Source organism: Streptomyces sp. CB03238, from assembly GCF_002099185.1.
In the GTDB taxonomy this organism is placed as follows: Bacteria; Actinomycetota; Actinomycetes; order Streptomycetales; family Streptomycetaceae; genus Streptomyces.
Window position 1 is genome coordinate 322342 of record NZ_NBCN01000002.1, and the last position, 25701, is coordinate 348042.

23 protein-coding genes and 1 riboswitch are annotated in these 25701 nt (G+C 71.0%); of the genes, 13 read left to right on the plus strand and 10 right to left on the minus strand.

What is annotated here, in order from left to right:
* Positions 1-241 precede the first annotated feature (241 nt).
* The 7 genes from BKD26_RS04240 to BKD26_RS04270 all read left to right on the plus strand — a co-directional run bounded on the left by BKD26_RS04240 (position 242) and on the right by BKD26_RS04270 (position 7017).
* Positions 242-898 carry a sigma-70 family RNA polymerase sigma factor gene (locus BKD26_RS04240; RefSeq protein ID WP_193791266.1) on the plus strand — a complete coding sequence of 219 codons (657 nt, stop codon included), beginning with the start codon at positions 242-244 and terminating at the stop codon, positions 896-898.
* Positions 895-1194, plus strand: coding sequence for a mycothiol system anti-sigma-R factor (gene rsrA / locus BKD26_RS04245; RefSeq protein ID WP_073754184.1), 300 nt, complete (start codon positions 895-897; stop codon positions 1192-1194). Before BKD26_RS04240 ends, rsrA begins: the two co-directional genes overlap by 4 nt.
* Before the next feature lie 324 nt (positions 1195-1518).
* Positions 1519-2961 carry an HD-GYP domain-containing protein gene (locus tag BKD26_RS04250; protein WP_084895873.1) on the plus strand — a complete coding sequence of 481 codons (1443 nt, stop codon included), beginning with the start codon at positions 1519-1521 and terminating at the stop codon, positions 2959-2961.
* Between the two features lie 131 nt (positions 2962-3092).
* Positions 3093-4292, plus strand: coding sequence for an HD domain-containing protein (locus BKD26_RS04255; RefSeq protein ID WP_241518542.1), 1200 nt, complete (start codon positions 3093-3095; stop codon positions 4290-4292).
* A gap of 105 nt (positions 4293-4397) precedes the next feature.
* Entirely contained in the window at positions 4398-5378 is a 981-nt protein-coding gene (locus tag BKD26_RS04260; RefSeq protein WP_084895875.1) for a hypothetical protein, read from the plus strand.
* 100 nt (positions 5379-5478) lie between these two features.
* Complete coding sequence (gene def / locus BKD26_RS04265) at positions 5479-6111, plus strand: peptide deformylase (protein ID WP_084895877.1); 633 nt, start codon at positions 5479-5481, stop codon at positions 6109-6111.
* A 168-nt stretch (positions 6112-6279) separates the two neighbouring features.
* Positions 6280-7017, plus strand: coding sequence for a D-Ala-D-Ala carboxypeptidase family metallohydrolase (locus tag BKD26_RS04270; RefSeq protein WP_084895879.1), 738 nt, complete (start codon positions 6280-6282; stop codon positions 7015-7017).
* A 4-nt stretch (positions 7018-7021) separates the two neighbouring features.
* Here BKD26_RS04270 and BKD26_RS04275 read toward each other — a convergent pair whose 3' ends face one another.
* The 8 genes from BKD26_RS04275 to BKD26_RS04310 form a co-directional block, all read right to left on the minus strand.
* A complete protein-coding gene (locus BKD26_RS04275; RefSeq protein WP_084895881.1) occupies positions 7022-7990 on the minus strand; it encodes a helix-turn-helix domain-containing protein in 969 nt (322 codons plus the stop codon).
* A gap of 99 nt (positions 7991-8089) precedes the next feature.
* Complete coding sequence (locus BKD26_RS04280; RefSeq protein WP_084895883.1) at positions 8090-8545, minus strand: DUF2809 domain-containing protein; 456 nt, start codon at positions 8543-8545, stop codon at positions 8090-8092.
* 1 nt (position 8546) lies between these two features.
* Positions 8547-9557 carry a ribonucleotide-diphosphate reductase subunit beta gene (locus tag BKD26_RS04285; protein ID WP_084895885.1) on the minus strand — a complete coding sequence of 337 codons (1011 nt, stop codon included), beginning with the start codon at positions 9555-9557 and terminating at the stop codon, positions 8547-8549.
* Positions 9557-11938: a ribonucleoside-diphosphate reductase subunit alpha gene (locus BKD26_RS04290; protein ID WP_084895887.1), complete on the minus strand. Its 2382-nt coding sequence runs from the start codon at positions 11936-11938 to the stop codon at positions 9557-9559. Before BKD26_RS04290 ends, BKD26_RS04285 begins: the two co-directional genes overlap by 1 nt.
* 162 nt (positions 11939-12100) lie before the next feature.
* A riboswitch (cobalamin riboswitch) is annotated at positions 12101-12177 on the minus strand.
* Positions 12178-12256: 79 nt separating this feature from the next.
* Positions 12257-12760, minus strand: coding sequence for a GNAT family N-acetyltransferase (locus BKD26_RS04295; RefSeq protein ID WP_084896224.1), 504 nt, complete (start codon positions 12758-12760; stop codon positions 12257-12259).
* 82 nt (positions 12761-12842) lie between these two features.
* Complete coding sequence (locus BKD26_RS04300) at positions 12843-13067, minus strand: YbdD/YjiX family protein (protein WP_084895890.1); 225 nt, start codon at positions 13065-13067, stop codon at positions 12843-12845.
* Entirely contained in the window at positions 13064-15292 is a 2229-nt protein-coding gene (locus tag BKD26_RS04305) for a carbon starvation CstA family protein (RefSeq protein WP_084895892.1), read from the minus strand. Before BKD26_RS04305 ends, BKD26_RS04300 begins: the two co-directional genes overlap by 4 nt.
* Positions 15293-15420: 128 nt before the next feature.
* Positions 15421-16185, minus strand: a complete 765-nt coding sequence (locus tag BKD26_RS04310) for a GntR family transcriptional regulator (protein WP_084895895.1) — start codon at positions 16183-16185, stop codon at positions 15421-15423.
* Positions 16186-16479: 294 nt separating this feature from the next.
* Here BKD26_RS04310 and BKD26_RS04315 point away from each other — a divergent pair, with 294 nt between their 5' ends.
* The 4 genes from BKD26_RS04315 to BKD26_RS04330 all read left to right on the plus strand — a co-directional run bounded on the left by BKD26_RS04315 (position 16480) and on the right by BKD26_RS04330 (position 21267).
* Entirely contained in the window at positions 16480-17766 is a 1287-nt protein-coding gene (locus tag BKD26_RS04315) for an extracellular solute-binding protein (protein ID WP_084895897.1), read from the plus strand.
* A 95-nt stretch (positions 17767-17861) separates the two neighbouring features.
* Positions 17862-18884 carry a sugar ABC transporter permease gene (locus BKD26_RS04320; RefSeq protein WP_084895900.1) on the plus strand — a complete coding sequence of 341 codons (1023 nt, stop codon included), beginning with the start codon at positions 17862-17864 and terminating at the stop codon, positions 18882-18884.
* 47 nt (positions 18885-18931) lie between these two features.
* Positions 18932-19750, plus strand: a complete 819-nt coding sequence (locus tag BKD26_RS04325) for a carbohydrate ABC transporter permease (RefSeq protein ID WP_241518543.1) — start codon at positions 18932-18934, stop codon at positions 19748-19750.
* An 8-nt stretch (positions 19751-19758) separates the two neighbouring features.
* On the plus strand, positions 19759-21267 hold the full coding sequence (locus BKD26_RS04330; RefSeq protein WP_084895904.1) for a glycoside hydrolase family 3 protein: 1509 nt from the start codon (positions 19759-19761) through the stop codon (positions 21265-21267).
* Positions 21268-21347: 80 nt separating this feature from the next.
* On the opposite strand, the gene nagB is transcribed toward BKD26_RS04330, so the two are convergent.
* Positions 21348-22133: a glucosamine-6-phosphate deaminase gene (gene nagB, locus BKD26_RS04335; protein WP_084895906.1), complete on the minus strand. Its 786-nt coding sequence runs from the start codon at positions 22131-22133 to the stop codon at positions 21348-21350.
* Positions 22134-22236: 103 nt separating this feature from the next.
* Between nagB and BKD26_RS04340 the strand changes: the two genes are divergently transcribed.
* Positions 22237-23286 carry an SIS domain-containing protein gene (locus BKD26_RS04340; protein WP_084895909.1) on the plus strand — a complete coding sequence of 350 codons (1050 nt, stop codon included), beginning with the start codon at positions 22237-22239 and terminating at the stop codon, positions 23284-23286.
* A gap of 348 nt (positions 23287-23634) precedes the next feature.
* Positions 23635-25104, plus strand: coding sequence for a PAS domain-containing sensor histidine kinase (locus BKD26_RS04345; RefSeq protein WP_084895911.1), 1470 nt, complete (start codon positions 23635-23637; stop codon positions 25102-25104).
* Between the two features lie 137 nt (positions 25105-25241).
* Here BKD26_RS04345 and BKD26_RS04350 read toward each other — a convergent pair whose 3' ends face one another.
* Positions 25242-25499 carry a WhiB family transcriptional regulator gene (locus BKD26_RS04350; RefSeq protein ID WP_003953983.1) on the minus strand — a complete coding sequence of 86 codons (258 nt, stop codon included), beginning with the start codon at positions 25497-25499 and terminating at the stop codon, positions 25242-25244.
* Between the last annotated feature and the right edge of the window lie 202 nt (positions 25500-25701).

Sequence of the window (25701 nt, forward strand, 5' to 3'; positions counted from 1 at the left end):
CGTCGGTGAGAGAGAAGAGCCAGGAGAGGGAGTCCGTCGCATGGGTTCGACCATCTGCCCGAGCCGGTCGCAGGCCGCCACCGAGCTGGACTGGACCGTGCTGCCGGCGGCCAGGACCGCCCCTGGTCTGTCGAGTCGCACACCGGGTGGGAAAAATCGGAAGGACCTGTCCCCGGAAGGTCGACTATCCTCCGATTCGAGCGGGTCCGCACTCGGTCTCGCCGCCGAAGCGCTGGAGGAGGTGGGTCCGGTCACTGGGACCGACACAGGGACCGACGACGGCCACGAGGAGACCACGGCCGAGCGCAACGCGCGTTTCGAGCGCGACGCCCTCGAGTACCTCGACCAGATGTACTCGGCGGCGCTGCGCATGACACGCAACCCCACCGACGCCGAGGACCTCGTGCAGGAGACGTACGCGAAGGCGTACGGGTCCTTCCACCAGTTCCGTGAGGGCACCAACCTCAAGGCGTGGCTGTACCGGATCCTCACGAACACCTTCATCAACTCGTACCGCAAGAAGCAGCGCGAGCCCCAGCGCAGCGCCGCCGAGGAGATCGAGGACTGGCAGCTCGCCCGTGCCGAGTCGCACATGTCCACCGGCCTGCGGTCCGCCGAATCCCAGGCGCTGGACCACCTGCCCGACTCCGACGTGAAGGAAGCCCTCCAGGCCATCCCCGAGGAGTTCCGCATCGCCGTCTATCTGGCCGATGTCGAGGGCTTTGCGTACAAGGAGATCGCGGACATCATGGGTACGCCCATCGGTACGGTGATGTCCCGACTCCACCGTGGCCGCCGCCAGCTGCGCGGCATGCTCGAGGACTACGCCCGCGAACGCGGACTGGTCCCCGCGGGCGCCGGAGAGTCGTCGAACAACGGGAAAGGCTCGGGCTCATGAGCTGCGGAGAGCCGCACGAGACGGATTGCTCGGAGGTCCTGGACCACCTCTACGAGTTCCTCGACCACGAGATGCCCGACAGCGACTGCACCAAGTTCGAGGTGCACTTCGAGGAGTGCTCCCCGTGCCTGGAGAAGTACGGGCTCGAACAGGCCGTGAAGAAGCTGGTCAAGCGGTGCTGTGGGCATGACGACGTCCCGGCCGACCTGCGGGCCAAGGTCATGGGCCGGATCGAGCTGATCCGGTCGGGAGAGGCCGTGCCGGACCACGACATCACGGCCGCCACCCAGGAGTAACACCCGCCGCTCTGCGGGAGAAGGGGCGCGCCACGTCGGTGTGTCGCGCCCCTCCGCCGTTCCCGGGCGCGCCCCTCCGCCGTTTCCGGGCGTGGTGCGGCGCCGTTTCCGGGCGGGCCCCTTCGCCGCTTCCGGGCGCGGTGCGGCGGGGCGCCCGTGCTCCGTGTTCCCGGGGCGGTTCGCCGGGCCCCGTTTTCCCCGCGTCATTCCTCCCGTCACCCGAAGGTGCTAATCGGATTCGTCCCGCCGCCGCGCCGGAGCCAACTGGTTAGCCTGACGGTCCACTTGGCCGAGACACGAGGCCGACGAGACGGCGGGGAGACGGTGGTGGAGATTCCGGCAGCGGCGCGCGCGTACATCGCGGGAGCCGTGTTGTGCGCCGTCACCTTCGCACTCCCGGCGCTCGGCCCCGGTGCCCGGACCCCCTGGCCCGCCCTCGCGCTCCTTGCCGCGCTCTACGCGGTGTGCGAGTGGCCCGCCCGCTGCCCTCTCCTCGGCCGCGTGCTCGACACCGGCTCCGTCCCGGTGGGTGCCGGATCGTTCTTTCCCGTGCTGCTCGCCGCCGCCCTGCTGCTGCCACCCGCCGCGGCCGCCCTCGTCGCCGTACCGGGCGCCCTGGTCTCCCACGTCGAGCAGCGGCCCGCCCCGCCCCGCCGCATCTGGCGCGCCGCGCAGCTCGCCCTCGCCGCGTGGGCCGCCGCGCACGCCGCCCTGCTCCTCGACGGGCCCGCCGCGGTGGCCGCCTCCGACTTCCCGTACGTCCTGCTGCCCGCCGGCGCCGCCGCGCTCACCTTCTGCCTGGTGGTCACCGCCCTCGACGGCGGCATCCTGGCCACCGCCGAACGGGTGCCGGTGCGCGGCGCCTGGCGCGGGCTGCTGCCCCGGGCACTCGCCCCGCACGCCGTGCACGGGCTGGCCGGGCTGATGATGGCGGTGCTGTGGCGCAGCCCGTACGGCTGGCCGGCCGCGCTGTTCGTCCTGCTGCCGATGTACATCTCCTGCTGGGTGTACGCCCAGTACCACCGGGAGCGCGCCGCCCACCAGGCCACGATCCGCGCGCTCGTCCAGGCCGTCGACCTCAAGGACACCTACACCCGGGGGCACAGCGAACGGGTCGGTCACGCCTCGGTGCTCATCGCCCGTGAACTGGGCATGGACGAGACACGGCTCGATGTGATCCGGTTCGCCGGGATCCTCCACGACGTCGGCAAGCTCGGCGTCCCGACGCGCGTGCTGCGCAAGGACGGGCCGCTGACCCCGGAGGAGCGGCGGGTGATCGAGCTGCACCCGGAGTACGGGCACGAGATCGTGCGCGGCATCGGGTTCCTGGGCGAGGCGCGTGCCGCGATCCTGCACCACCACGAACGGATGGACGGCAGCGGCTACCCGTACGGGCTGAGCGGCGAACGGATCCCCGAGGCGGCACGCGTGGTCGCCGTCGCCGACGCGTTCGACGCCATGACGTCGACCCGTTCGTACCGGAGAGCCCGGCCGGTGGCGACGGCGGTGGCGGAGCTGGAGCGGTGCGCGGGGCGGCAGTTCGACCCGCGGATGGTCCGGGCGCTGGTGCGCGCCCTGGACCGGCACGGCTGGCGGACGGCGGTCACGGCCGACGAGACGGTGCCGACCGGTGGGGCCGCCCCCGGCAAGGGCTCCGGGCGGTCCGCGAACGCCGCCCCCGATACCCCGGCGCGTCCGCGCGGAAACGTCCCGGCGGGGTGGCGCCCGGCGCCCGGTCACGGCCCGGCCCGGGGCGGCGCGCGGTGACGCCACGGCCACGACCCGCGGTGACGCCACGGCCACGACCGCGCGGGGTGTCCGTCACCGCCGGTGGGCTCCTCCACACCGCCGCCGGCACGGTCGCCGCGGCCGGGCTCGGCTGGACCCTGTGGCACGGGATGGCCCAGCCGGGGACCGCGCTGGCCTTCGGAGTCCTCATCACGGTGGGTGAACTCACCCGCTGCGGAGCCCGGCCGGGCGCGGGGGTGCCATCAGGGCTCGAAGAGCCACGTTCCAGGGAGCCCGCGCCCCTCGCGGCGGCCGGCGCCCTCGCGTACGCGCTGCTCGGCGAGTGCGCCGGGCGGCCCACCACCCACGGTGCCGCCCAGATCGTCGCCGTCGTCGTGGCGGCTGCCCTGGTCGGAGCCGTACCGCAGGTCGCCCGGGGGCGCGGGGTGGCGCTCGACCAGGTGACCCGTCGGGTGCTCACGGTCGGCTTCGCCGCCGTCTGCTTCCAGCCCCTGTACAACTCGGGCGAGCTATTGAGGACCGTTGGACGGGGGCACTATTACGCGCTGTTCCTCCTCGTCCTCCTCGTCATGACCGCGCTGTGCGACGCGGTGCTCGCCGCCCTGCTGCTGCGCGCCCGCACCGGCCACCCCTACGGCCCGCTGCTGCGCGACCAGCTGCGCGCCCTGCCGGGCATCGGCTCCGCCGTGTGCGCCACCGGCGCCGTCATGGCCCTGGCCGTGGCCGTCGCCGGCCTGTGGGCGCTGCCCGTCTTCTGCGTACCGCTGCTGCTCACCCAGCTGTCGTTCCGCCGGTACGCCACCGTCCGCGACACGTACCGCCAGACCATCGCCTCCCTCGCGCGTGCCACCGAGATCGCCGGCTACACGTCCCCCGGACACGCCCACCGGGTGGCGGCGCTCAGCCGTGCCGTCGGGCGCGAGCTGGGACTGTCGGGGCCCGATCTGACCGTTCTGGAGTACGCCGCACTGATGCACGACATCGGACAGCTGTCCCTGGTCGACCCCGTACCGGAAGGCGCCACGGCCCGCCTCCCGGAGGCCCAGCAACGCCGGATCGCGCTGCTGGGCGGCGCCGTGGTGCGCCAGACCGGCGTACCGGCGGCCGTCGCGGTCGTCGTGGAGCGGCAGGCCGACCCGTACCACGAGCAGCCGCTGCCCGCGCGGATCGTCCGCGCCGTCAACGCGTACGACGAGCTGTCCAGGGAAGGCGCGGAGAATCCGGACGGGGCGCTGTGCGCCCTGGAGCGGCTGCGGCTGGGCACGGCGCGGGACTATCACCCGAACGTGGTGGAGTCACTCGCCAGAGTCCTCGCCCGCGGCGGCGTCACGGGCCCGGCCCCTGGGTAACCCATGGGTAATGAGCGGGCGTGCGACCCGGCATGGTTGGATGCGAACAAGAGGGTGTCCGGGGGCAGAGACCTTCAGCGACCGGCAGACCGGCAGGCGGGAATCGTGAGGATCTTCGGGAAGGTACGGCATCGGCCCTCCGCCTCGTGGCGGCAGGCCACCGACCGCGCGTTCACGCTGATCGGGGACGGGCGGTACGAGGACGCGGGCGCGCTGCTGACGCGTGCGGCGGACCTGGAGCCCTGGCTCTCGGAGTCCTGGTTCAACCTGGCGCTCCTGCACAAGTTCCGGCACGACTGGGAGCAGGCGCGCACCGCGGGGCTGCGGGCCGTCGCCCTGCTCGACAAGGAGACCGGCGCCCCCGACTGGTGGAACGTCGGCATCGCCGCCACCGCGCTCCAGGACTGGCCGCTGGCCCGCCGTGCCTGGCAGGCGTACGGGCTGAAGGTGCCGGGGGCCGCCGCGGCCGGCGGGGAGCCGACCGGGATGGAGCTGGGCAGCGCCGCCGTACGGCTGTCGCCGGAGGGCGAGGCCGAGGTGGTGTGGGGCCGCAGGCTCGACCCGGCCCGGATAGAGGTGCTGTCCATCCCGCTGCCGTCCTCGGGGCGGCGCTGGGGCGAGGTCGTGCTGCACGACGGGGTCCCCAACGGCGAGCGGACCACGTCGTCGGGGCACAGCTTCCCCGTGTTCGACGAGATCGAACTGTGGGCGCCGTCCCCCGTCCCGACCTGGGTGGTGCTCCTGGAGGCGGCCACCGAGGCCGACCGGGACGCCCTGGAGCGGCTGGCGGCCGACGCCGGGTTCGCCGCCGAGGACTGGTCCTCGTCGGTACGGCTGCTGTGCCGGGCCTGCTCCGAGTCGCGGATGCCCAGCGCCGAGGGCGAGGGTGAGCACCTGGACCCGCACGACCACAGCGAGCCGGGGCACCCGGGGCCGCTGGGGCACCGGTCGCCGGGGGAGCTGTGGGTGCCGGAGCGCGAGTGCGGCATCGCGGCGCCCGCCGGGCTGGTGCGGGGGCTGCTGGACGGCTGGGTGGCGGACAGCCCGGACAGCCGTGAGTGGCGGGATCTCGAGGAAGTCTGCTGACCCCTGTCACCGGCGCCCCGTAGGCTGTACGGGCACAACGCGCGGCGTGCTGTACGGGTACGGCGCGGCATCGGGTACTCAGGAAGGCGCAGAAGCGGACATGGCGCAGCAGGAGACGGCTCAGCAGGTCGACGACGAGGGCTTCATCGTCGACACGGAGGACTGCGAGGAGCGCGAGCGCGCGTACCGCGAGCGCGGCACCTCCCGCCCGATCACGGTGGTCGGCAACCCGGTGCTGCACAAGGAGTGCAAGGACGTCACCGAGTTCGGGGACGAGCTCGCGCAGCTGGTCGACGACATGTTCGCCAGCCAGCGGACGGCGGAGGGCGTGGGCCTGGCCGCCAACCAGATCGGCGTCGACCTGAAGGTCTTCGTCTACGACTGCATGGACGACGAGGGCGTGCGGCACGTGGGCGTGGTGTGCAACCCGGTGCTGGAGGAGCTGCCGGTGGAGGGGCGCGTCCTGGACGACTCCAACGAGGGGTGCCTGTCCGTGCCGGGCGCGTACGCCTCGCTGGCGCGGCCCGACTACGCGGTGGTGCGCGGCCAGGACGTCAAGGGCAACCCCATCAAGGTGCGCGGCACCGGGTACTTCGCCCGCTGCCTCCAGCACGAGACGGACCACCTGTACGGGTACCTGTACATCGACCGGCTCTCGAAGCGGGACCGCAAGGACGCGCTGAAGCAGATGGCCGAGGGTACGCCCCGCTACCCGGTCGTCCCGAACGACTGACACGGCCGACACAGCCGGAAGGCCCCGTCCCGGTGACCGGGACGGGGCCTTCGCATGACGCGCCCCCCACCGCCAATGGGCCGACAAATGACGGGTGTCCGTGCCCTGTTGACGCGCGTGGACCCGCCGGTCAGTCTCATGGGCGTCCCTCACGACGATGGAGGCCCGATGCTCGGACGGACCGCACGACTCCTGCTGTCGATTGTCATGCTCATGACTGCCACGCTGGCCGGTGTGGTCGCGACCGCCGGCACCGCGCACGCGGACGGCTGCTACACCTGGTCGCGCACCCTCTCCCAGGGCGCCTCCGGCGCCGACGTCACCCAGCTCCAGATCCGGGTCGCCGGCTACCCCGGCTACGGCGGCGTCCTCGCCATCGACGGCGACTACGGCCCGGCCACCACCGCCGCGGTCAAACGCTTCCAGGCCGCGTACGGACTCAACGCCGACGGCATCGCCGGGAGCGCCACCTTCAGCAAGCTCTACGCCCTCCAGGACGACGACTGCACGCCCGTCCACTTCGGCTACGCCGAACTCAACGACTGCAACACCACCTGGGAGGGCGGAGCCGTCAGCGCCGCCACGGCCAAGTCCAACGCGCTGCGCACCATGTGGAAGCTGGAGGCCATGCGGCACGCGCTCGGCGACCAGCCCATCACCGTGACCAGCGGCTTCCGCTCGTACGCCTGCAATGACGCGGTCGGCGGGGCATCCGGCAGCCGCCATCTGTACGGGGACGCCGCCGACCTGGGCGCGGGGCCGCACTCGCTGTGCAGGCTCGCCCAGCAGGCCCGCAACCACGGCTTCAACGGCATCCTCGGCCCGGGCTACCCCGGGCACGGCGACCACACGCACCTCGACCACCGCGCGAGCCGCTACTGGTCCGCCTCCGGTTGCGGCATCTGACCGGTCAGGCCACGCCCCGCAGCGGACCCCGGAACGTACGGCGGTACGCGTTCGGAGTCGTCCCCAGCGTGCGGAGGAAGTGGTGCCTCAGCGCGGCGGCGTTCCCGAAACCGGCCCGGCCGGCGATCGCGTCGACCGTGTCGTCCGTGGCCTCCAGCAACTCCTGCGCCAGCAGCACCCGCTGGCGCAGGAGCCAGCGGTAGGGCGTCGTCCCCGTCTCCTGCTGGAACCGGCGGGCAAAGGTGCGCGGTGACATGTGCGCGCGTACCGCCAACTGCTCGACGGTGATCTCCCGGTCCAGGTGCCGCTCCATCCAGTCGAGCACCTCCCCGACCGTGTCGCACCGGCTGCGCGGCAGCGGCCGGTCGATGTACTGGGCCTGGCCGCCGTCCCGGTGCGGCGGCACCACCATGCGGCGGGCGATGGTGTTGGCGACCTCCGAGCCGTACTCCTGCCGTACGAGATGCAGGCAGGCGTCGATCCCGGCAGCCGTCCCCGCCGCCGTGATGACCGGGCCGTCGTCGACGTACAGCACATCGGGGTCCACCAGCGCTCGCGGATGGCGCCGGGCCAGCTCGGCCGCGTGCCGCCAGTGCGTGGTGCAGCGGCGGCCGTCGAGCAGCCCCGCCGCGCCCAGCACGAAGGCGCCGGTGCACACGGACAGCACCCGCGCCCCGCGGTCGACGGCATCGCGCAGCGCCGCGAGCAGGGGCTCGGGGTACGGGCGGTTCACATACCCGCCGCCGGCCGGGACCGCGACGAGGTCCGCCTCCGCCAGCCGTTCCAGCCCGTGCTCCACGCCGATCGTGAAACCGGCGTGGGTCCGCAGCCAAGGGCCCTCGGCGGACGCCACGGCGAAGTCGTGGACGGGAAGCCCGTCGTCGCTGCGGTCGAGGCCGAACACCTCGCACATCAGCCCGAGTTCGAAGGGGTGCACACCCTCCAGCAGGACAGCGGCCACATTCCTCAACATGCCATGAGTGTGGCAGCAATTCGATGGTTGGTGACAGTCCTGCCACTGATCTTTCGCGTGCGGAACGACGACAGTGGAGGACATGACCACATTCCTGAACTACCTCGGACTCACCGGGCTCTTCCTCCTCGTCACGCTTCCCTCACTCGTCTGGCACGCCCGCGACCGAGCCATCGACCGGCAACTGCGGAGGGCGGAGCACCCGGCGAGCACCCCCCAGCCGGCCGCCGCGCCCACCGCGTACCAGAAGAGGTCCGGGGCGTTGAACGAGGTGCCGAGGACAAGCGGCGCCAGCCTGCTGTGAGCGGCCAGCGCGGCCGGGACGGCCGTCAGCTGGAACAGCTCCACCGCGCAGGAGAACCCGAGTGCGATCCCGGCCGCCACCACCGGCCGCAGCCGGGGCACGACCAGCACCACCAGCGCGACGACCAGCACCGTGTACAGCGCGTCCCCGGCGTACGTCGCGACGGCGCCCGTCGCCGCGGACCGGACACCCAGGCCCGCGGCGACGGTCAGCGCGGCGGCGGCACAGGCCGCCCACCGCGTACCGAGCACCTCAGAAGTCCTCGTCGAGGTCGACGGAACCCTCCACCGCCACCTGGTAGGCGGACGGGCGGCGCTCGAAGAAGTTCGTCAGCTCCTGGACGCCCTGGAGCTCCATGAACGAGAACGGGTTCTCCGAGCCGTACACCGGGGCGAAGCCCAGGCGCGTCAGGCGCTGGTCGGCGACGCACTCCAGGTACTGGCGCATCGACTCGGTGTTCATGCCCGGCAGGCCGTCACCGCACAGGTCGCGGCCGAACTGCAGCTCCGCCTCCACGGCCTCCTTCAGCATGTCGGTGACCTGCTGCTGGAGCGCGTCGTCGAAGAGCTCCGGCTCCTCCTTGCGGACGGTGTCGACGACCTCGAACGCGAAGTTCATGTGCATCGTCTCGTCGCGGAACACCCAGTTGGTGCCGGTCGCCAGGCCGTGCAGCAGACCGCGCGAGCGGAACCAGTACACGTACGCGAAGGCGCCGTAGAAGAACAGGCCCTCGATGCAGGCGGCGAAGCAGATCAGGTTCAGCAGGAAGCGGCGGCGGTCGGCCTTCGTCTCCAGCCGGTCGATCTTCTCCACCGAGCCCATCCAGCGGAAGCAGAACTGTGCCTTCTCGCGGATGGAGGGGATGTTCTCGACGGCGTCGAAGGCCGCCGCGCGGTCCTCCGGGTCGGGGAGGTAGGTGTCGAGCAGCGTCAGATAGAACTGGACGTGCACGGCCTCCTCGAACAGCTGCCGCGACAGGTACAGCCGCGCCTCGGGGGAGTTGATGTGCTTGTAGAGCGTCAGCACCAGGTTGTTCGCCACGATCGAGTCACCGGTCGCGAAGAACGCGACCAGGCGGCCGATCAGGTGCTGCTCGCCCGGCGTGAGCTTGGCGAGGTCGGCGACGTCGGAGTGGAGGTCGACCTCCTCCACGGTCCAGGTGTTCTTGATGGCGTCCCGGTAGCGCTCGTAGAAGTCCGGGTAGCGCATCGGGCGCAGGGTCAGCTCGAAGCCCGGGTCGAGAAGGTTCTTGGCGTCGGACATTATTGGCAGGCCTCGCAGGACTCGGGGTTTTCCAGGGAGCAGGCGACGGCCTCGGGATCGGCGGCCTGCTGAACGGGGATGGACGCCTGGGCGGCGCGGGCGATCCGGGTCGCGGGGCGCGAGCGCAGGTAGTACGTCGTCTTCAGGCCCTGCTTCCAGGCGTACGCGTACATCGACGACAGCTTGCCGATGGTCGGCGTCTCCAGGAACAGGTTCAGCGACTGCGACTGGTCCAGGAAGGGCGTACGCGCCGCCGCCATGTCGATCAGGCCGCGCTGCGGGATCTCCCACGCCGTCCGGTACAGCTCGCGCACCTCGGCCGGGATCCAGGTGAAGCCCTGCACCGAGCCACTGGACTCGCGCAGCGCCTCACGGGTCTGCGCGTCCCACACGCCGAGCCGCTTCAGCTCGTCCACCAGGTAGGAGTTGACCTGGAGGAACTCCCCGCTGAGCGTCTCGCGCTTGAAGAGGTTCGACACCTGCGGCTCGATGCACTCGTACACGCCCGCGATCGAGGCGATCGTCGCGGTCGGCGCGATGGCGAGGAGCAGCGAGTTGCGCATGCCGACCTCGGCGATCCGGGCGCGCAGCGCCTCCCACCGCTCCGGCCAGTTCAGCTCCACGTCGTAGTGGTCGGGGTGCAGGACGCCGCGCGCGGTGCGGGTCTTCTCCCACGCGGGCAGCGGGCCGTTGCGCTCGGCGAGGTCGGCGGACGCCTCGTACGCCGCGAGCATGATCCGCTCGGCGATACGCGTCGACAGGGCACGCGCCTCGGGCGAGTCGAACGGCAGCTTCAGCTGGAAGAAGACGTCCTGGAGACCCATCGCGCCCAGGCCCACCGGCCGCCACCTGGCGTTGGACCGCCCGGCCTGCTCGGTCGGGTAGAAGTTGATGTCGACGACCCGGTCGAGGAACGTGACGGCCGTACGGACGGTCTCGTCCAGCCGCTCCCAGTCGATGTCACCGCCGGCGACGAAGGCACCCAGGTTGACCGAACCGAGGTTGCACACGGCCGTCTCGCCGTCGTTCGTGACCTCGATGATCTCGGTGCACAGGTTGGAGGAGTGCACGACCGTGCCGGGCTCGGCGGTCTGGTTCGCGGTCCGGTTGGAGGCGTCCTTGAACGTCATCCAGCCCTGGCCGGTCTGCGCGAGGGTGCGCATCATGCGGCCGTACAGGTCGCGGGCCGGCATGGTCTTCTTGGCCAGCCCCGCCGCCTCCGCCCTGCGGTACGCGGCGTCGAACTCCTCGCCCCACAGGTCGACCAGCTCCGGCACGTCGGCCGGCGAGAACAGCGACCAGTCGGCGTCGGCGTTCACCCGGCGCATGAACTCGTCCGGGACCCAGTGCGCCAGGTTCAGGTTGTGCGTACGCCGGGCGTCCTCACCCGTGTTGTCGCGCAGCTCCAGGAACTCCTCGATGTCCGCGTGCCACGTCTCCAGGTACACGGCCGCCGCGCCCTTGCGCCGCCCGCCCTGGTTCACCGCCGCGACCGAGGCGTCCAGCGTCTTCAGGAACGGCACGATGCCGTTGGAGTGCCCGTTGGTGCCCCGGATCAGCGAACCGCGCGCCCGGATGCGGGAGTACGACAGTCCGATGCCGCCCGCGTGCTTCGACAGCCGCGCCACCTGGTGGTAGCGGTCGTAGATCGAGTCCAGCTCGTCCAGCGGCGAGTCCAGCAGGTAGCACGAGGACATCTGCGGGTGGCGCGTACCGGAGTTGAACAGCGTGGGGGAGGAGGGCAGGTAGTCCAGCCGGCTCATCAGGCGGTACAGCGCCGCGACCTCGTCCAGCGCCCGTACGGAGTCGTCCTCGGCCAGCCCGGCCGCCACCCGCAGCATGAAGTGCTGGGGCGTCTCGATCACCTTGCGGGTGATCGGGTGCCGCAGCAGGTAGCGCGAGTACAGCGTCCGCAGCCCGAAGTAGCCGAACCGGTCGTCGGCCGCCGGGTCGATCAGCGCGTCCATCCGGTCGGCGTGAAGCGTCACGAACGCGGCCGTACGGTCCGCGATCAGGCCCTCCCGGTGCCCCACGGCCACCGACGCCGAGAACGCCACCGCGCCCTGCCCGGCCGCCTCCTCCGCGATGGTCCGGGTCAGCAGCCGCGCCGCGAGCCGGGAGTACGCGGGGTCCTCGGCGATCAGCCCGGCGGCCGCCTCGGTGGCGAGCTCGCGCAGCTCGGCCTCGTCCGAACCGGCGTGCCGGCCCCGCAGCGCGGCGGCGGCGACCCGGCCCGGGTCGGTGTCGGGCAGATCGGCGGTGAGGTCGGTCAGGGTCCGCAGCAGCACGGTCCCGGGTCCGCCGCTGCCGTCGCTGCCGTCGTTTCCGCCGCTTCCGTCGCTCTCGATCGCTGAAACCGGATCGGCTGGCGCGATGGTCACGTGGGGGCTCTCCCTCGCTCGGCTCGGGGCCACCGCGGGTCGCGGGCAGGGGAAGCGGGCACGCCCGGGCACAAGGGCGCAGGGCACCGCGTCCACCGGCCCACTCCGCGAGGCCCGGACGTCTGGGCACCCGGGCCGGACGGTCCGGGCGCGCTGTCGGCAGGTCTTCGGACTCGTACGTACACAAAGGCACACCAACACACCGTTGCGGGACAGTTCCGGATTTGCACCGGATTCCCCTGCGGCGACAGCGAGCACGAGCATACATGTGGGGGGCGCCAGTTGAGGCACCCCCCACATGTTGTGTCCGCCGGAGTGTCAGAGGGGCAGGCCGTACGTGAAGAGCGTCACGCCCGGAAAGGGCTGCCAGTCCCGCTCCGGGGTCCGGACGAACCCCAGCCGCTCATAGATCCGGTGCGCCGCCCGCATGGACGCCTGCGACGACAGCACGAGCCGCCGGCACCCCTCCACCGCCCGCGCCCGCTCCACACACGCCCGTACGAGCGCCTCGCCCGCGCCCCGCCGGCGCGCGTCCCGCGCCACCGCCAGCATCCGGAACTCCGCCTCCCCGTCCCGCGCGAGGTCGGCCCACGGCCCGCCGCCGCGCGCGACGAACGTCACGCCGCCGAGGACCCGCTCGTCCTCGCCGACCGCGACCAGCACCTCCGCCTCGGCGGCCCGCCGGGCCACGTCCCGCAGGTCGATCAGGTACTCGTCGCTCTCCCCGAAGTCCAGCAGCCCGTCGCCGAGATACGCCTGGGCCGTGACCTCGGCGAGCGTGTCGTGTTCCTCCGGCCGTACCGCCCTGATGGTGATGTCCATGGTCCGAGTGTGGACGCGCACGGCGACGGGCCGCCGCATTTCCGTCCCCGGAAACACGGCGGCCCGTCGTGCCGTCACCCGCTCAGCAGCAGCGGAACCCGTCGCGGGGGTCGGCCTCCCGCGCGTCGGTGCGCCGCCGCTCGAACTCGCGCCGGGTCATGACCTCGGCGTCCGGGTCGCAGGCGCGGGCGTGGGCGACGTACGTGTCGTACGCGGCCTCGCCGGACACCTCGCGTACGTACCAGCGGACCCAGCCGACGGCGCGTCGCAGCCGGCCGCCCGGCCCGGTGGCCACCGAGGCGCTCACTTCGAGCCGCTCCCGGCCGGTACCGCCTCACCGGTGCCGCCGTCCTTGCGGATGCCGCCCTCGGGGCCGAGCCCGGCCGCCACCAGTTCGGCCTTCTCCTCGGCCGTGGGGAACAGCCCGGCCGGGGCGATGAGCTTCGACTCGGTGTACGGCGCCTCGGAGAGCTTCACGCCGGCCGGGTTGGTGATGGCCTTGTAGCAGACCCGTCCCGCGTCCGCGATCACCACGATGATGAGGAGGGCGAAGAGGGCGGAAAGGACGCCGTCGACCGTGGAGTTGGTGACGACGGTGTGCATGTCGTCCATCGACTTCGCGGGCGGCAGCACCTGCCCGGAGTCGATGCCCGCCTGGTACTTGTCCCGCTGGGCGAAGAAGCCCACCCGCGGGTCGTCCGAGAAGATCTTCTGCCAGCTGGCGGTGAGCGTGACCGCCACGTCCCAGGCGAGCGGGACGGCGGTGACCCAGGCCCACTTCAGGCGGCCCGACTTGACGAGCAGCGTCGTGCAGACGGCCAGCGCCACGGCGGCCAGCAGCTGGTTGGCGATGCCGAACAGCGGGAAGAGCTGGTTGATGCCGCCCAGCGGGTCGTGCACGCCCACCCACAGGAAGTAGCCCCAGCCGCCGACGACGACCGCGCTGGCGAACCAGACGCCCGGCTTCCAGCTGACCTGCTTGAACGGCTTGTAGACGTTGCCGAGCATGTCCTGGAGCATGAAGCGTCCCACGCGGGTGCCGGCGTCCAGCGTCGTCAGGATGAACAGCGCCTCGAACATGATGGCGAAGTGGTACCAGAACGCCTTCATGGCGCTGCCGCCGACCACCGCGGAGAAGATCTCCGACATACCGAGCGCGAACGTCGGCGCGCCGCCGGTCCGGGACAGCAGTGAGGCCTCCTCGACGTCCGCCGCTGCCTTCGCCAGCTGGTCGGGGGAGATGGTGAAGCCGAAGTTCGACACCGCTTCGGCGGCGGACTGCACCGTCGTGCCGACCACACCCGCGGGCGAGTTGACGGCGAAGAAGAGGCCGGGGTCGATGATGCAGGCCGCGATCATCGCCATCACGGCGACGAACGACTCGGTGAGCATGGACCCGTACCCGATCATCCGGATCTGGGTCTCCTTCTGGACCATCTTCGGGGTGGTGCCCGAGGAGACCAGGGAGTGGAAGCCGGACAGCGCGCCGCACGCGATGGTGATGAAGACGAACGGGAACATCGAGCCGGCGAAGACGGGACCGTCGCCACGGCTCGCGAAATCGGTGACGGCGGGCATCTTCAGCGTCGGCAGGGCGAGGAAGACACCGAGGGCGAGCAGCGCGATCGTGCCGACCTTCATGAAGGTCGACAGGTAGTCGCGCGGAGCGAGCAGCAGCCACACGGGCAGGACGGAGGCGAGGAAGCCGTACACGACCATCCAGATGACCAGCGTGCCCGGTTCCAGGGTGAAGGTCTCCGCGAGGGAGGACTCGGCGACCCAGCCGCCCGCGACGATGGCCAGGAGCAGCAGCGCGACACCGATGACCGAGACCTCGGTCACCCGGCCGGGCCGCAGCACCCGCAGGTAGACGCCCATGAAGAGGGCGATCGGGATGGTCATGCCGATGGAGAAGACGCCCCACGGCGAGTGCGCCAGGGCGTTGACGATGACCAGGGCCAGCACCGCCAGCAGGATGATCATGATGGCGAAGACCGCGATCAGCGCGGCGGCCCCGCCGAAGGGGCCGATCTCGTCACGGGCCATCTGGCCGAGCGAACGGCCGTTGCGGCGGGTGGAGAAGAAGAGCGTCACCATGTCCTGGACGGCACCGGCGAAGATCACGCCGACGATGATCCAGATGGTGCCCGGCAGGTAGCCCATCTGTGCGGCGAGCACGGGGCCCACCAGCGGGCCCGCACCCGCGACGGCCGCGAAGTGGTGGCCGAAGAGCACCCGGCGGTCGGTGGGGTGGAAGTCGACACCGTTGTCGAGCCGCTCGGCGGGAGTGGCGCGGGTCTTGTCGACCTTGAGCACCCGGTTCGCGATGAAGCGGGAGTAGAAGCGGTAGGCGATCGCGTACGAGCCGAGCGCGGCCGCGAGCATCCAGGCGGCCGAGATCTCCTCGCCCCGGGACAGCGCGAGCATGCCCCAGCCGGCCGCCCCCGCGAGGGCGACGAGCGACCAGATCACGATCGACTTCGGGGCGAGGCCCGTCCGTGAAGTGTTCGGTGGTGCCGACGGCTCTGGCATGGTGCACGTCCCCTCGCTGATCACCTGTAATGCGCAGGAAATCTAGGGGAGTGCCTCGCGCAGCGTCACCCCCCGTCCGCATATCGGTACGGCAACGCTTTGGGTGACGCCGCGTCAGGGCGGCGCTCTCAGCCGTTCGGCCGCTTCAGCCTCGCGACGAACTTGTACCGGTCGCCCCGGTACACCGAGCGCACCCACTCCACCGGTTCGCCGTTCTCGTCCAGCGAGTGGCGGGAGAGCATCAGCATCGGCAGGCCCACGTCCGTACCGAGCAGGCCCGCCTCCCTCGGGGTGGCCAGCGAGGTCTCGATGGTCTCCTCGGCCTCGGCGAGGTGGACGTCGTACACCTCCGCCAGCGCCGTGTAGAGCGAGGTGTACTTCACCAGCGACCGCCGCAGCGCCGGGAAGCGCTTGGCGGACAGGTGTGTCGTCTCGATGGCCATCGGCTCGCCGCTCGCCAGCCGCAGCCGCTCGATGCGCAGCACGCGCCCGCCGGGTGAGATGTCGAGCAGCCCGGCGAGGGTGTCGTCGGCCGTCACGTACCCGATGTCGAGGAGCTGCGAGGTGGGCTCCAGGCCCTGCGCGCGCATGTCCTCGGTGTACGAGGTGAGCTGGAGCGCCTGCGAGACCTTCGGCTTCGCGACGAACGTGCCCTTGCCCTGGATGCGCTCCAGGCGCCCTTCCACGACCAGCTCCTGAAGCGCCTGCCGCACGGTCGTGCGGGAGGTGTCGAACTCGGCGGCGAGCGTGCGCTCCGGCGGTACCGGCGTACCGGGAGGCATGGTCTCCGTCATGTCCAGCAGGTGCCGCTTGAGCCGGTAGTACTTGGGCACGCGCGCGGTGCGGGTGGCGCTCCCGCTCTCGGTCTCGGTACCGCCCCCATCCGTGGCCATGGCCCGCCTTCCCGACTCCTGTGCTGTTGCCGTCACCGGCTCCTCCGTCTATTGCGGCTCACATGGTGGCACGGACCGGTCACGGGTCGTCGCCCTCCCTCAGGTGTCGGTCCGGTAACGGACCCGACTGCCCTTCTTATACACTCTTGACACCCCTAAAGGTCTAGGCCAAGCTCCGGGTTACTGGTCTAAACCATTAAAGATCAGGTCCCAGTCCCACGGGCAGCACGGGCAGTACACCGGTATGGCTTCGCGGTGGGGGCAGGGTTTGCAGGCATCCCTGAGGAGGGTGGCGTGAAGCGCAAGCTCATCGCGGCGATAGGCGTCGCGGGCATGATGGTCGGCATTGCCGCGTGTGGCTCGGACGACGGCAAGGGGGGCAGCACCGACGCCGGTGGCAACAAGACCCTCACCGTCTGGGTGATGGACGGCTCGGCTCCCGACGCCTGGATCAAGAACGTCAACAAGGAGTTCGAGGCCAAGCACAAGGGCGTCAAGGTCAAGGTCGAGATCCAGCAGTGGAACGGCATCCAGGAGAAGGTCACCACGGCCCTCTCCGAGGACGCCCCGCCGGACGTCCTGGAGCTCGGTAACACCCAGACCGCCGGTTACGCGGCCACGGGCGGCCTCGCCGACCTGACCGAGGACAAGGCCAAGCTCGGCGCCGACGGCTGGAACAAGGGCATGCTCGCCTCCAACGAGCTGGACGGAAAGCTCTACTCCGCCCCCTGGTACGCCGCCAACCGCGTCGTCGTCTACGACAAGGCCGCCTTCAAGAAGGCCGGCGTGACCCCGCCGAAGACCCGCGCCGAGTGGATCGACGGCCTGAAGAAGCTCAAGGCGTCCGACCCGAAGTCGCAGCCCATCTATCTGCCCGGCCAGAGCTGGTACGTCTACGCCGGCTTCGTGTGGGACGAGGGCGGCGACCTCGCCGTCAAGGACGGCGACAAGTGGAAGGGCAGCCTGTCCTCCCCCGAGGCCGTGGCCGCCATGAACTTCTACAAGGAGCTGCAGTCGTACTCGACCGCTCCGAAGGACAAGGACGAGGCGACCCCGCAGCAGTCCACCGACATCGTCCCCAAGGGCGGCGTGGCGTCCTGGATCGGCCTCGGCTGGGAGGCCGGCGGCGCGATCGACGCGATGAAGAAGGCCGGCAAGACCGCCGACTTCGGCTACTTCCCGATCCCGGGCAAGACCGCCGACAAGCCCGGCTCCGTCTTCTTCGGCGGCTCGAACCTCGCGGTGTCCGAGCGCTCGCAGAACAAGGACCTGGCCAAGGAGTGGCTGGCCCTGGCCGCCGGCAAGGAGCACATGGCCAAGTACGCCGAGGCCACCCAGGGCGCGCTGCTCCCCAACAACGACGCGGCGCAGTTCACGCCGGCCGCCGGCTCGTTCGCCGAGGCGATGGCCAAGGCCGCACCCGTCGGCAAGATCACCCCGGTCACCCCGGGCTGGGCGAACGTCGAGACCGCGCCCAACCCGATCAAGGACTACATGACCAAGGTGCTCAAGGGTGAGGACGCCAAGAAGGCCGCCGAGGCGGCCGACAAGGTGATCACCGAGCGCGTCAACCAGCAGTAACCGCCGTAGCCCCCGGTGGTGCGACCGGTAACCCCACGCCGGTCGCACCACCGGGCCTTGACCCGGTCAGCCCAGAACCGCGAGGAATGAAGACCATGACCGTGGACTCCCAGGGAGCGGTGAGCACCGCTCCTTCGGACGCGCCCGGGAAGGCGGCGGGGACGTCGAAGACCCCGCCACCCCCGTCCGGCTCGAAGCACGTCCTGAAGCCTCCTCGCGGCAGACGCTCCCTGCCCAGCGGGGTGCTGCCGTACCTGCTGATCGCCCCCGCCATCCTGTCCATGGCGGTGCTGCTGCTCTATCCGCTGATCCGCAATGTGATCCTCTCCTTCCAGCAGGTGAACCGGAAGGAACTGATCACCCGCAAACCCGAGTGGATCGGCGTCGAGAACTACACGGAGCTGCTGGGCGACTCCCAGTTCTGGGCCGTCGTCCTGCGCAGCGTCGCCTTCACGGCCGCCAACGTCGTACTGATCATGATCATCGGCACTCTGACCGGCCTGCTGCTCAACCGGCTCGGCAAGAAGATGCGCCTGGTCCTGTCGCTGTCGCTGATGCTCGCCTGGGCCATGCCGGTCGTCGCCTCCGTCACCGTCTTCCGCTGGCTGTTCGACGAGCAGTTCGGCGTCGCCAACTGGCTGATGCGCACACTCGGCTTCTCGGGCTACGAGCAGCACAACTGGTTCCAGACCGGATTCTCCACCCTCGTCATCGTCACGCTCCTGGTGGTCTGGGGCTCGATCCCGTTCGTCGCGCTCAACATGTACGCCGGTCTCACCACCGTCGGCACCGAGTTGTACGAGGCCGCCAAGATGGACGGCGCGAACGGCTGGCGGACGTTCTGGTCCGTGGTCTTCCCCAACCTGAAGCCGTTCTTCCTGATCAGCACGTTCCTGGAGATCATCTGGGTCTTCAAGGTCTTCGCCCAGGTGTACGCGATGAACCTCGGCGGCCCCGACCGCGGCTCGGAGACCCTGCCGGTCTTCGCCTACATCGAGGGCCAGGGCCAGGCACACTACGGCCTCGCCGCCGCCATCTCCGTACTGACCATCCTGATGCTGGTCGCGGCCATGTCCTTCTACTTCCGCCTGATTCTGAAGCAGGAGGAGGAGCAGTGAGCACCACCCACACCCAGACCCCGCAGGTCCTCCGCCGGAGGAAGCCGCTGCGGCCCGGGACCATCGCCAAGAACCTCACCGCGCTCGTCCTGGCCGTGCTGTTCGTCTTCCCGGTCTACTGGATGTTCAGCTCGTCGCTGAAGCCGCAGTCCGAGATCCTCACCAAGGACCCGGTGTTCCTCTTCACGCCGACGTTCGAGAACTACCCGACCGCCACCGGCGTCGACCTGTTCTGGACGTACGTGGGCAACAGCCTCACCGTCACGATCGGCGCGGTGCTCCTGGCCCTGGTCGTCGCCCTGGCGGCGAGCTTCGCCATCGCCCGGATGAAGTTCCGGGGGCGCAAGGGCCTGGTGCTGGGCGTCATGATGGCGCAGATGGCCCCCTGGGAGGTCATGGTCATCGTGATGTACATGATCGCCCGCGACGGCGACATGCTGAACAGCATCCCGCTGCTCACCGCCATCTACTTCGTCATGGTGCTGCCCTTCACCATCTGGACCCTGCGCGGCTTCATCGCCGCCGTCCCGGTGGAGCTGGAGGAGGCCGCCCAGATCGACGGCTGCACCCGTGGCCAGGCCTTCCGCAAGGTGATCTTCCCCCTGCTGGCGCCCGGCCTGATGTCCACCTCGCTTTTCGGGTTCATCACCGCCTGGAACGAGTTCGCGATGGTGCTGATCCTCAACAAGGAGAAGACCGCGCAGACCCTGCCCTTGTGGCTGACCCAGTTCCAGACGGCCTTCGGCAGCGACTGGGGCGCCACCATGGCCGCCTCCTCGCTCTTCGCCCTCCCCGTTCTGATCGTGTTCCTGTTCCTCCAGCGCCGGGCCGTCGGCGGCATGACCGCCGGCGCAGTGAAGGGATAACGGCACTCATGACGACTCTCGTACGTCCCGGGACCCTCACCCGCGACGCGCTCGCCGTCCTCCAGCCGGGATTCACCGGCACCACCCCGCCCGACTGGCTGCTGCGCCGCATCGGCGAAGGGCTCTCCTCCGTCGGCCTGTTCGGCCGCAACATCGCCACGCCCGGCCAACTGGCGGCGCTCACCGCCCGGCTGCGGGCCGAGCGGGACGACGTGCTCGTCGCGATCGACGAGGAGGGCGGCGACGTCACCCGCCTGGAGGTCCACACCGGCTCGTCCTTCCCCGGCAACCTCGCGCTCGGCACGGTCGACGACACCGCCCTGACCCGGGCCGTGGCCGCCGAGCTCGGCCGCCGGCTCGCCGCGTGCGGCGTCGACCTCAACTGGGCCCCCTCCGCGGACGTCAACTCCGACCCTGGCAATCCGGTCATCGGCGTACGGTCCTTCGGCGCCGACCCGGAGCTGGTCGCCCGCCACACCGTGGCGTACGTCGAGGGCATGCAGTCCGCCGGCGTGGCCGCCTGCACCAAGCACTTCCCCGGACACGGCGACACCAATGTCGACTCGCACCTCGCGATGCCCCGCGTCGATGTGGACCTGGACACGCTGCACGCCCGCGAGCTGGTACCTTTCCGCGCCGCGCTCGCCGCGGGTTCGAAATCGGTGATGAGCGCGCATATCCTGCTTCCCGCGCTCGACCCGGACCGACCGGCGACCCTGAGCCCGCGGATCCTCACCGGTCTGCTGCGTCAGGAGCTGGGCTACGAGGGCCTGATCGTCACCGACGGCATGGAGATGCAGGCCATCGCCTCCACGTACGGCATCGAGCGCGGCTCCGTCCTCGCGATCGCCGCGGGCGCCGACGCCCTGTGCGTCGGCGGCGGCCTGGCCGACGAGGAGACCGTCCTGCGCCTGCGCGACGCGCTGGTCGACGCGGTACGGACCGGCGAACTGCCCGAGGAGCGGCTGGCCGACGCGGCGGCGCGGGTACGCGCGCTGGCGTCGTGGACCCGGGCGCACCGGGCCGGGGGGGCCGGGACGGTGCCGGGCGCGGTTCCGGAGGAGGGGGCCGCGCCCGGCACCGGCATCGGTCTGGTGGCCGCGCGGCGCGCGCTGAGCGTCACCGGCTCGCGCGTGCCGCTCACCGCCCCGGGGCACGTCGCCGCGTTCACCCCGGTCGCCAACATCGCGGTCGGCGACGAGACCCCGTGGGGCGTCGGCCCCGAGCTGGCCCGGCTGCTGCCGGGGACGACGACGGGCACGTACGCGGCCGACGTGGCCGTGGACCGGGTGCTGCGGGACGCGGGGCAGCGGCGGATCGTCGCGGTCGTACGGGACGTCCACCGGCACCCGTGGATGGACCAGGCGCTGGACGGCCTGCTGGCGGCCCGCCCGGACACGGTGGTCGTCGAGATGGGCGTGAACCAGGCCCCGGCGCGCGGGGCGCTGCACATCGCGACGTACGGGGCGGCGCGGGTGTGCGGGACGGCGGCGGCGGAGGTCATCGCGGGCGCGTGAACCGTAGCCGTACGGGAAAGGGCCGGTACCCCGACTCGGGTACCGGCCCTTTCCGCGTGCCCGCGGTTCCCCCGGAACGCTCAGATGCCCTGCCACGCGGGCTTGTTGGCGTACGTGTGACGGAAGTAGTCCGCGAGCTTCAGTTTGGACGCGGCCGCCTCGTCGACGACCACCGTGGCGTGCGGGTGCAGCTGGAGCGCGGAGGCCGGTACGAGGGCGGCGACCGGGCCCTCGACGGTCTGCGCCACGGCCTCGGCCTTGCCCTCGCCGGTGGCGAGGAGGACCAGGTGGCGGGCCTCCAGGATGGTGCCGATGCCCTGGGTGATGACGTGGTGGGGCACCTGGTCGATGTCGCCCTCGAAGAACCGCGCGTTGTCGATACGGGTCTGCTCGGTCAGCGTCTTGATGCGGGTGCGGGAGGCGAGCGAGGAGCACGGCTCGTTGAAGCCGATGTGCCCGTCGGTGCCGATGCCGAGTATCTGGAGGTCCACGCCGCCCGCCTCGGCCAGCGCCCTGTCGTACGCCTCGCACGCCGCCTGGACGTCCTCGGCGGAGCCGTCGGGTCCCATGAAGGCGTCGGGGCTCAGCCCGAGCGGCTCGACGACCTGGCGCAGCACGGTGGAGCGGTACGACTCGGGGTGCCCGGACGGCAGTCCCACGTACTCGTCCAGCTGGGCGATCCGGGCGTGCGAGACGTCCACGGCTCCCGCCCGGACCTTCGCGGTCAGCGCGTCGTAGATGGGCAGCGGGGTCGAACCGGTGGCCACGCCGAGCAGCGCGTCGGGCTTGCGGCGCAGAAGGCCGGCGATGCCCTCGGCGATGAGTTCGCCGCCTGCCTTGGCGTCCTGGACGATGACAACTTCCACGCTGGGCCTGCCGATCTCGGAGTACGTATGTGGTATAGACCAATCTAGCAGAATGGCCCTCCCGACTGGCGGCTTCTCGGGCGCCCGTGCTCGACTGTTGGCCATGAGCGAGCAGCCGGGCCGGATCATGTCGGGCGAGATGGCGGAGCAGCCTGCCGTGCTGCGCCGGATCCTGGAGCAGGGCGCACCGGCGATCCGTACCGTCGCGGAAGCCGTCGCGGCCCGGCGGCCCCGCTTCGTCCTGCTCACGGCACGCGGTACGTCCGACAACGCCGCCTTGTACGCCAAGTACCTGCTGGAGATCCGGCTCGGCCTGCCCTGCGGGCTGACGTCCATGTCGACGACCACCGCCTACGGGGCGAAGCCCGACCTCACCGACGTCCTGGTCGTCACGGTCAGCCAGTCCGGCGGTTCGCCCGACCTCGTCGCCTCCACCAAGGCGGCCCGCGAGGCGGGCGCGGTCACGCTCGCCGTCACCAACAACGCGGACTCGCCGCTCGCGGCGGTGTCCGAGCACCACATCGACATCCTGGCCGGGCCGGAGAGGGCGCTGCCCGCGACCAAGACGTACACCGCCTCGCTGCTCGCCCTCTACCTCTTCGTCGAGGGCCTGCGCGGCGACGGCGGCAGCGCGGCCGCCGGTCCCGTACCCGACCTGGCGGCCCAGGTCCTGGACCGCCGCGCCGAGGTGCGCGCCCTGGCCGGCCGCTACCGGTTCGCCGAGCGCATGGTGATCACCTCACGCGGCTACGGCTACCCCACGGCCAAGGAGGCCGCGCTGAAGCTGATGGAGACCAGCTACATCCCCGCCCTCGCCTACTCGGGCGCGGACCTGCTGCACGGCCCGCTCGCCATGGTGGACAACATCTCGCCGGTCATCGCGGTCGTCCCGGACGGCAAGGGCGGCGCCGCTCTCCAGCCGGTCCTCGACCGCCTCCGCGGCCGCGGCGCGGACCTGGTCGTCATCGGCCCGCGCCCGCAGGTCGAGGCCGCCTCGGCCGGTTTCGTGCTGCCCACGGACGGGCTCCCCGAGGAGCTCCAGCCGATCCTGGAGATCCTGCCGCTCCAGCTCCTCGCCTACGAGGTCACCATCGCCCGCGGCCAGGACCCCGACGCGCCCCGCGCTCTGGCCAAGGTCACCGAGACCCACTGAGCCCAGCCCTGGAGGCCCCGGAAAAACCCGCGGGCCGCGGCGCCAGGACGGGACCCTCAACCCGTCCGGCACCGCAGCCCGGAGTTGCCCGGCCGTCGGGTGTGCGGTCCCGCGGCCGTGTGGAGGACTCGGCGCAGTCAGGGCAGAGAGCGCCGGGTTCCTCGATCCACCCTCCTGTGCGGGGAGGATGGAGGTCCTAGTGTGTCACTGATTCAGTCTGGACTAGACCAATCGGTCTGTCCATCCGTACGACAGACCATATGTACGCGCCCATCCTCCACCACGGACCGGCCAAACGCCAGGTTCATCCGGTCCGGCAGCACAGGTACGCTCGCACATGTGCCCTCCATGAACGACCTCGTACGCCAGCACACCGCTCTGAGTGAGTCCGACCTCGAGTGGCTCCACCTGCTGGTCTCGGAGTGGCAGCTGCTCTCCGACCTCTCCTTCGCCGACCTCGTCCTGTGGGTGCCCACCCTCGACGGGACACGGTACGTCTCCGTCGCCCAGATGCGGCCCAACACCGGCCCCACCTCCTACCAGGACGACATGGTCGGCCACCTCGTCCCGCGCGGCCGCCGCCCGCTGCTGGACGCCGCGCTCGACGAGGGCCGCATCGTGCGCGAGGGCGACCCCGAGTGGCGCGAGGAGGTCCCGGTACGGGTCGAGTCCATCCCCGTACGCCGCGAAGGCCGCGTCCTCGGAGTGATCGCGCGCAATACGAACCTGCTGACCGTCCGTACGCCCAGCCGACTGGAGCTGACCTACCTCCAGTCCGCCTCCGACCTCGCCCAGATGATCGCCGCCGGCACCTTCCCCTTCCCCGGTCAACAAGTCGACATGGACGCCTCGCCGCGCGCCGGCGACGGGCTGATCCGGCTCGACGCGGACGGCGTCGTCCAGTACGCCTCGCCCAACGCCCTCTCCGCGTACCACCGCCTCGGCCTCGCCGCCGACCTGGTCGGCCAGCACCTCGGCCAGATCACCGCCGAACTCGCCCCCTCCCGTGGCCCGGTGGACGAGGCCATGGTCAAGCTGGCCAGCGGATACGCGCCGCGCGAGGCGGAGGTCGAGGGAAACGGGGGAGTGATCCAGCTGCGGGCGATTCCGCTCAAGCCCAAGGGCACGCGGATCGGTTCGCTGGTCCTGCTGCGCGACGTCACCGAACTGCGCCGCCGCGAGCGCGAGTTGATCACCAAGGACGCCACCATCCGGGAGATCCACCACCGGGTGAAGAACAACCTCCAGACCGTCGCCGCCCTGCTGCGCCTCCAGGCCCGCCGGATGGACTCCGACCGGGGCCGCGAGGCGCTGAACGAGGCGGTGCGGCGCGTCGGTTCGATCGCCATCGTGCACGAGACGCTCTCGCAGAACCTCGACGAGCGCGTCGAGTTCGACGAGATCGCCGACCGGGTGATCTCGATGGTCGCCGAGATCTCGCCGGGCAAGGTCACCTGCCGCCGCAACGGCCGCTTCGGCATCCTCGACGCCGAGGTCGCCACCCCGCTGTCGATGGTCCTCACCGAAATCCTCCAGAACGCCCTGGAGCACGCCTTCGCCCCGAACGAACACGGCACGGTCGAGGTCTCGGCGGTACGCGGCGACCCGCGCGCCCGCGACGCCCGGCTGCTGATCACCATTCAGGACGACGGCAGCGGACTGCCCGAGGGCTTCGACCCGCAGCGCGCCGGCAACCTCGGTCTCCAGATCGTCCGCACGCTGGTGGAGGGGGAACTGGGCGGTACGTTCGACATGCAGCCCGCCCCCGGGCGCGGTACGCGCGTGGTCCTCGACGTTCCCGTACAGGCACAGAAATAGCAGCGAGCCCCGGACCGTGGAGACGGTCCGGGGCTCGAACGCTTTGGGTTACTGCTGCGCGCTGCGGCTCGGGAGGCGGGTCAGTGCGTACACGCTGTACGCGCCGCCTGGCTTCAGGCTCGTAGCGGTGGCGTCGCTCAGGCGCTGGCGTTACGCGCCCGGTTGCGGGCGGCGCGGCGCTTCATGGCGCGACGCTCGTCCTCGCTGAGGCCACCCCAGACGCCGGAGTCCTGGCCGGACTCAAGCGCCCACTGCAGGCACTGCTCCATGACGGGGCAGCGACGGCAGACAGCCTTGGCTTCCTCGATCTGCAGCAGCGCAGGACCGGTGTTGCCGATGGGGAAGAACAGCTCGGGGTCTTCCTCACGACAAACGGCGTTGTGACGCCAGTCCATGGCTGCTACCTCTCCTTGGTGTTGCATGCAAGTTGCTTGTGAATGTGAACGCTTTCACGAATCCCTCAACAAGTGAAGGGCCGAACGCCAGATGAACTGGTGTGGTCCTGGATTTGAGGAGGGGTTCTGGCTCTCACTGGAGGCCGGTCCTGCGGGCCGTCCCGATCGCCATGTAGAGATTCGCAAACCTCGGCGGCGGATA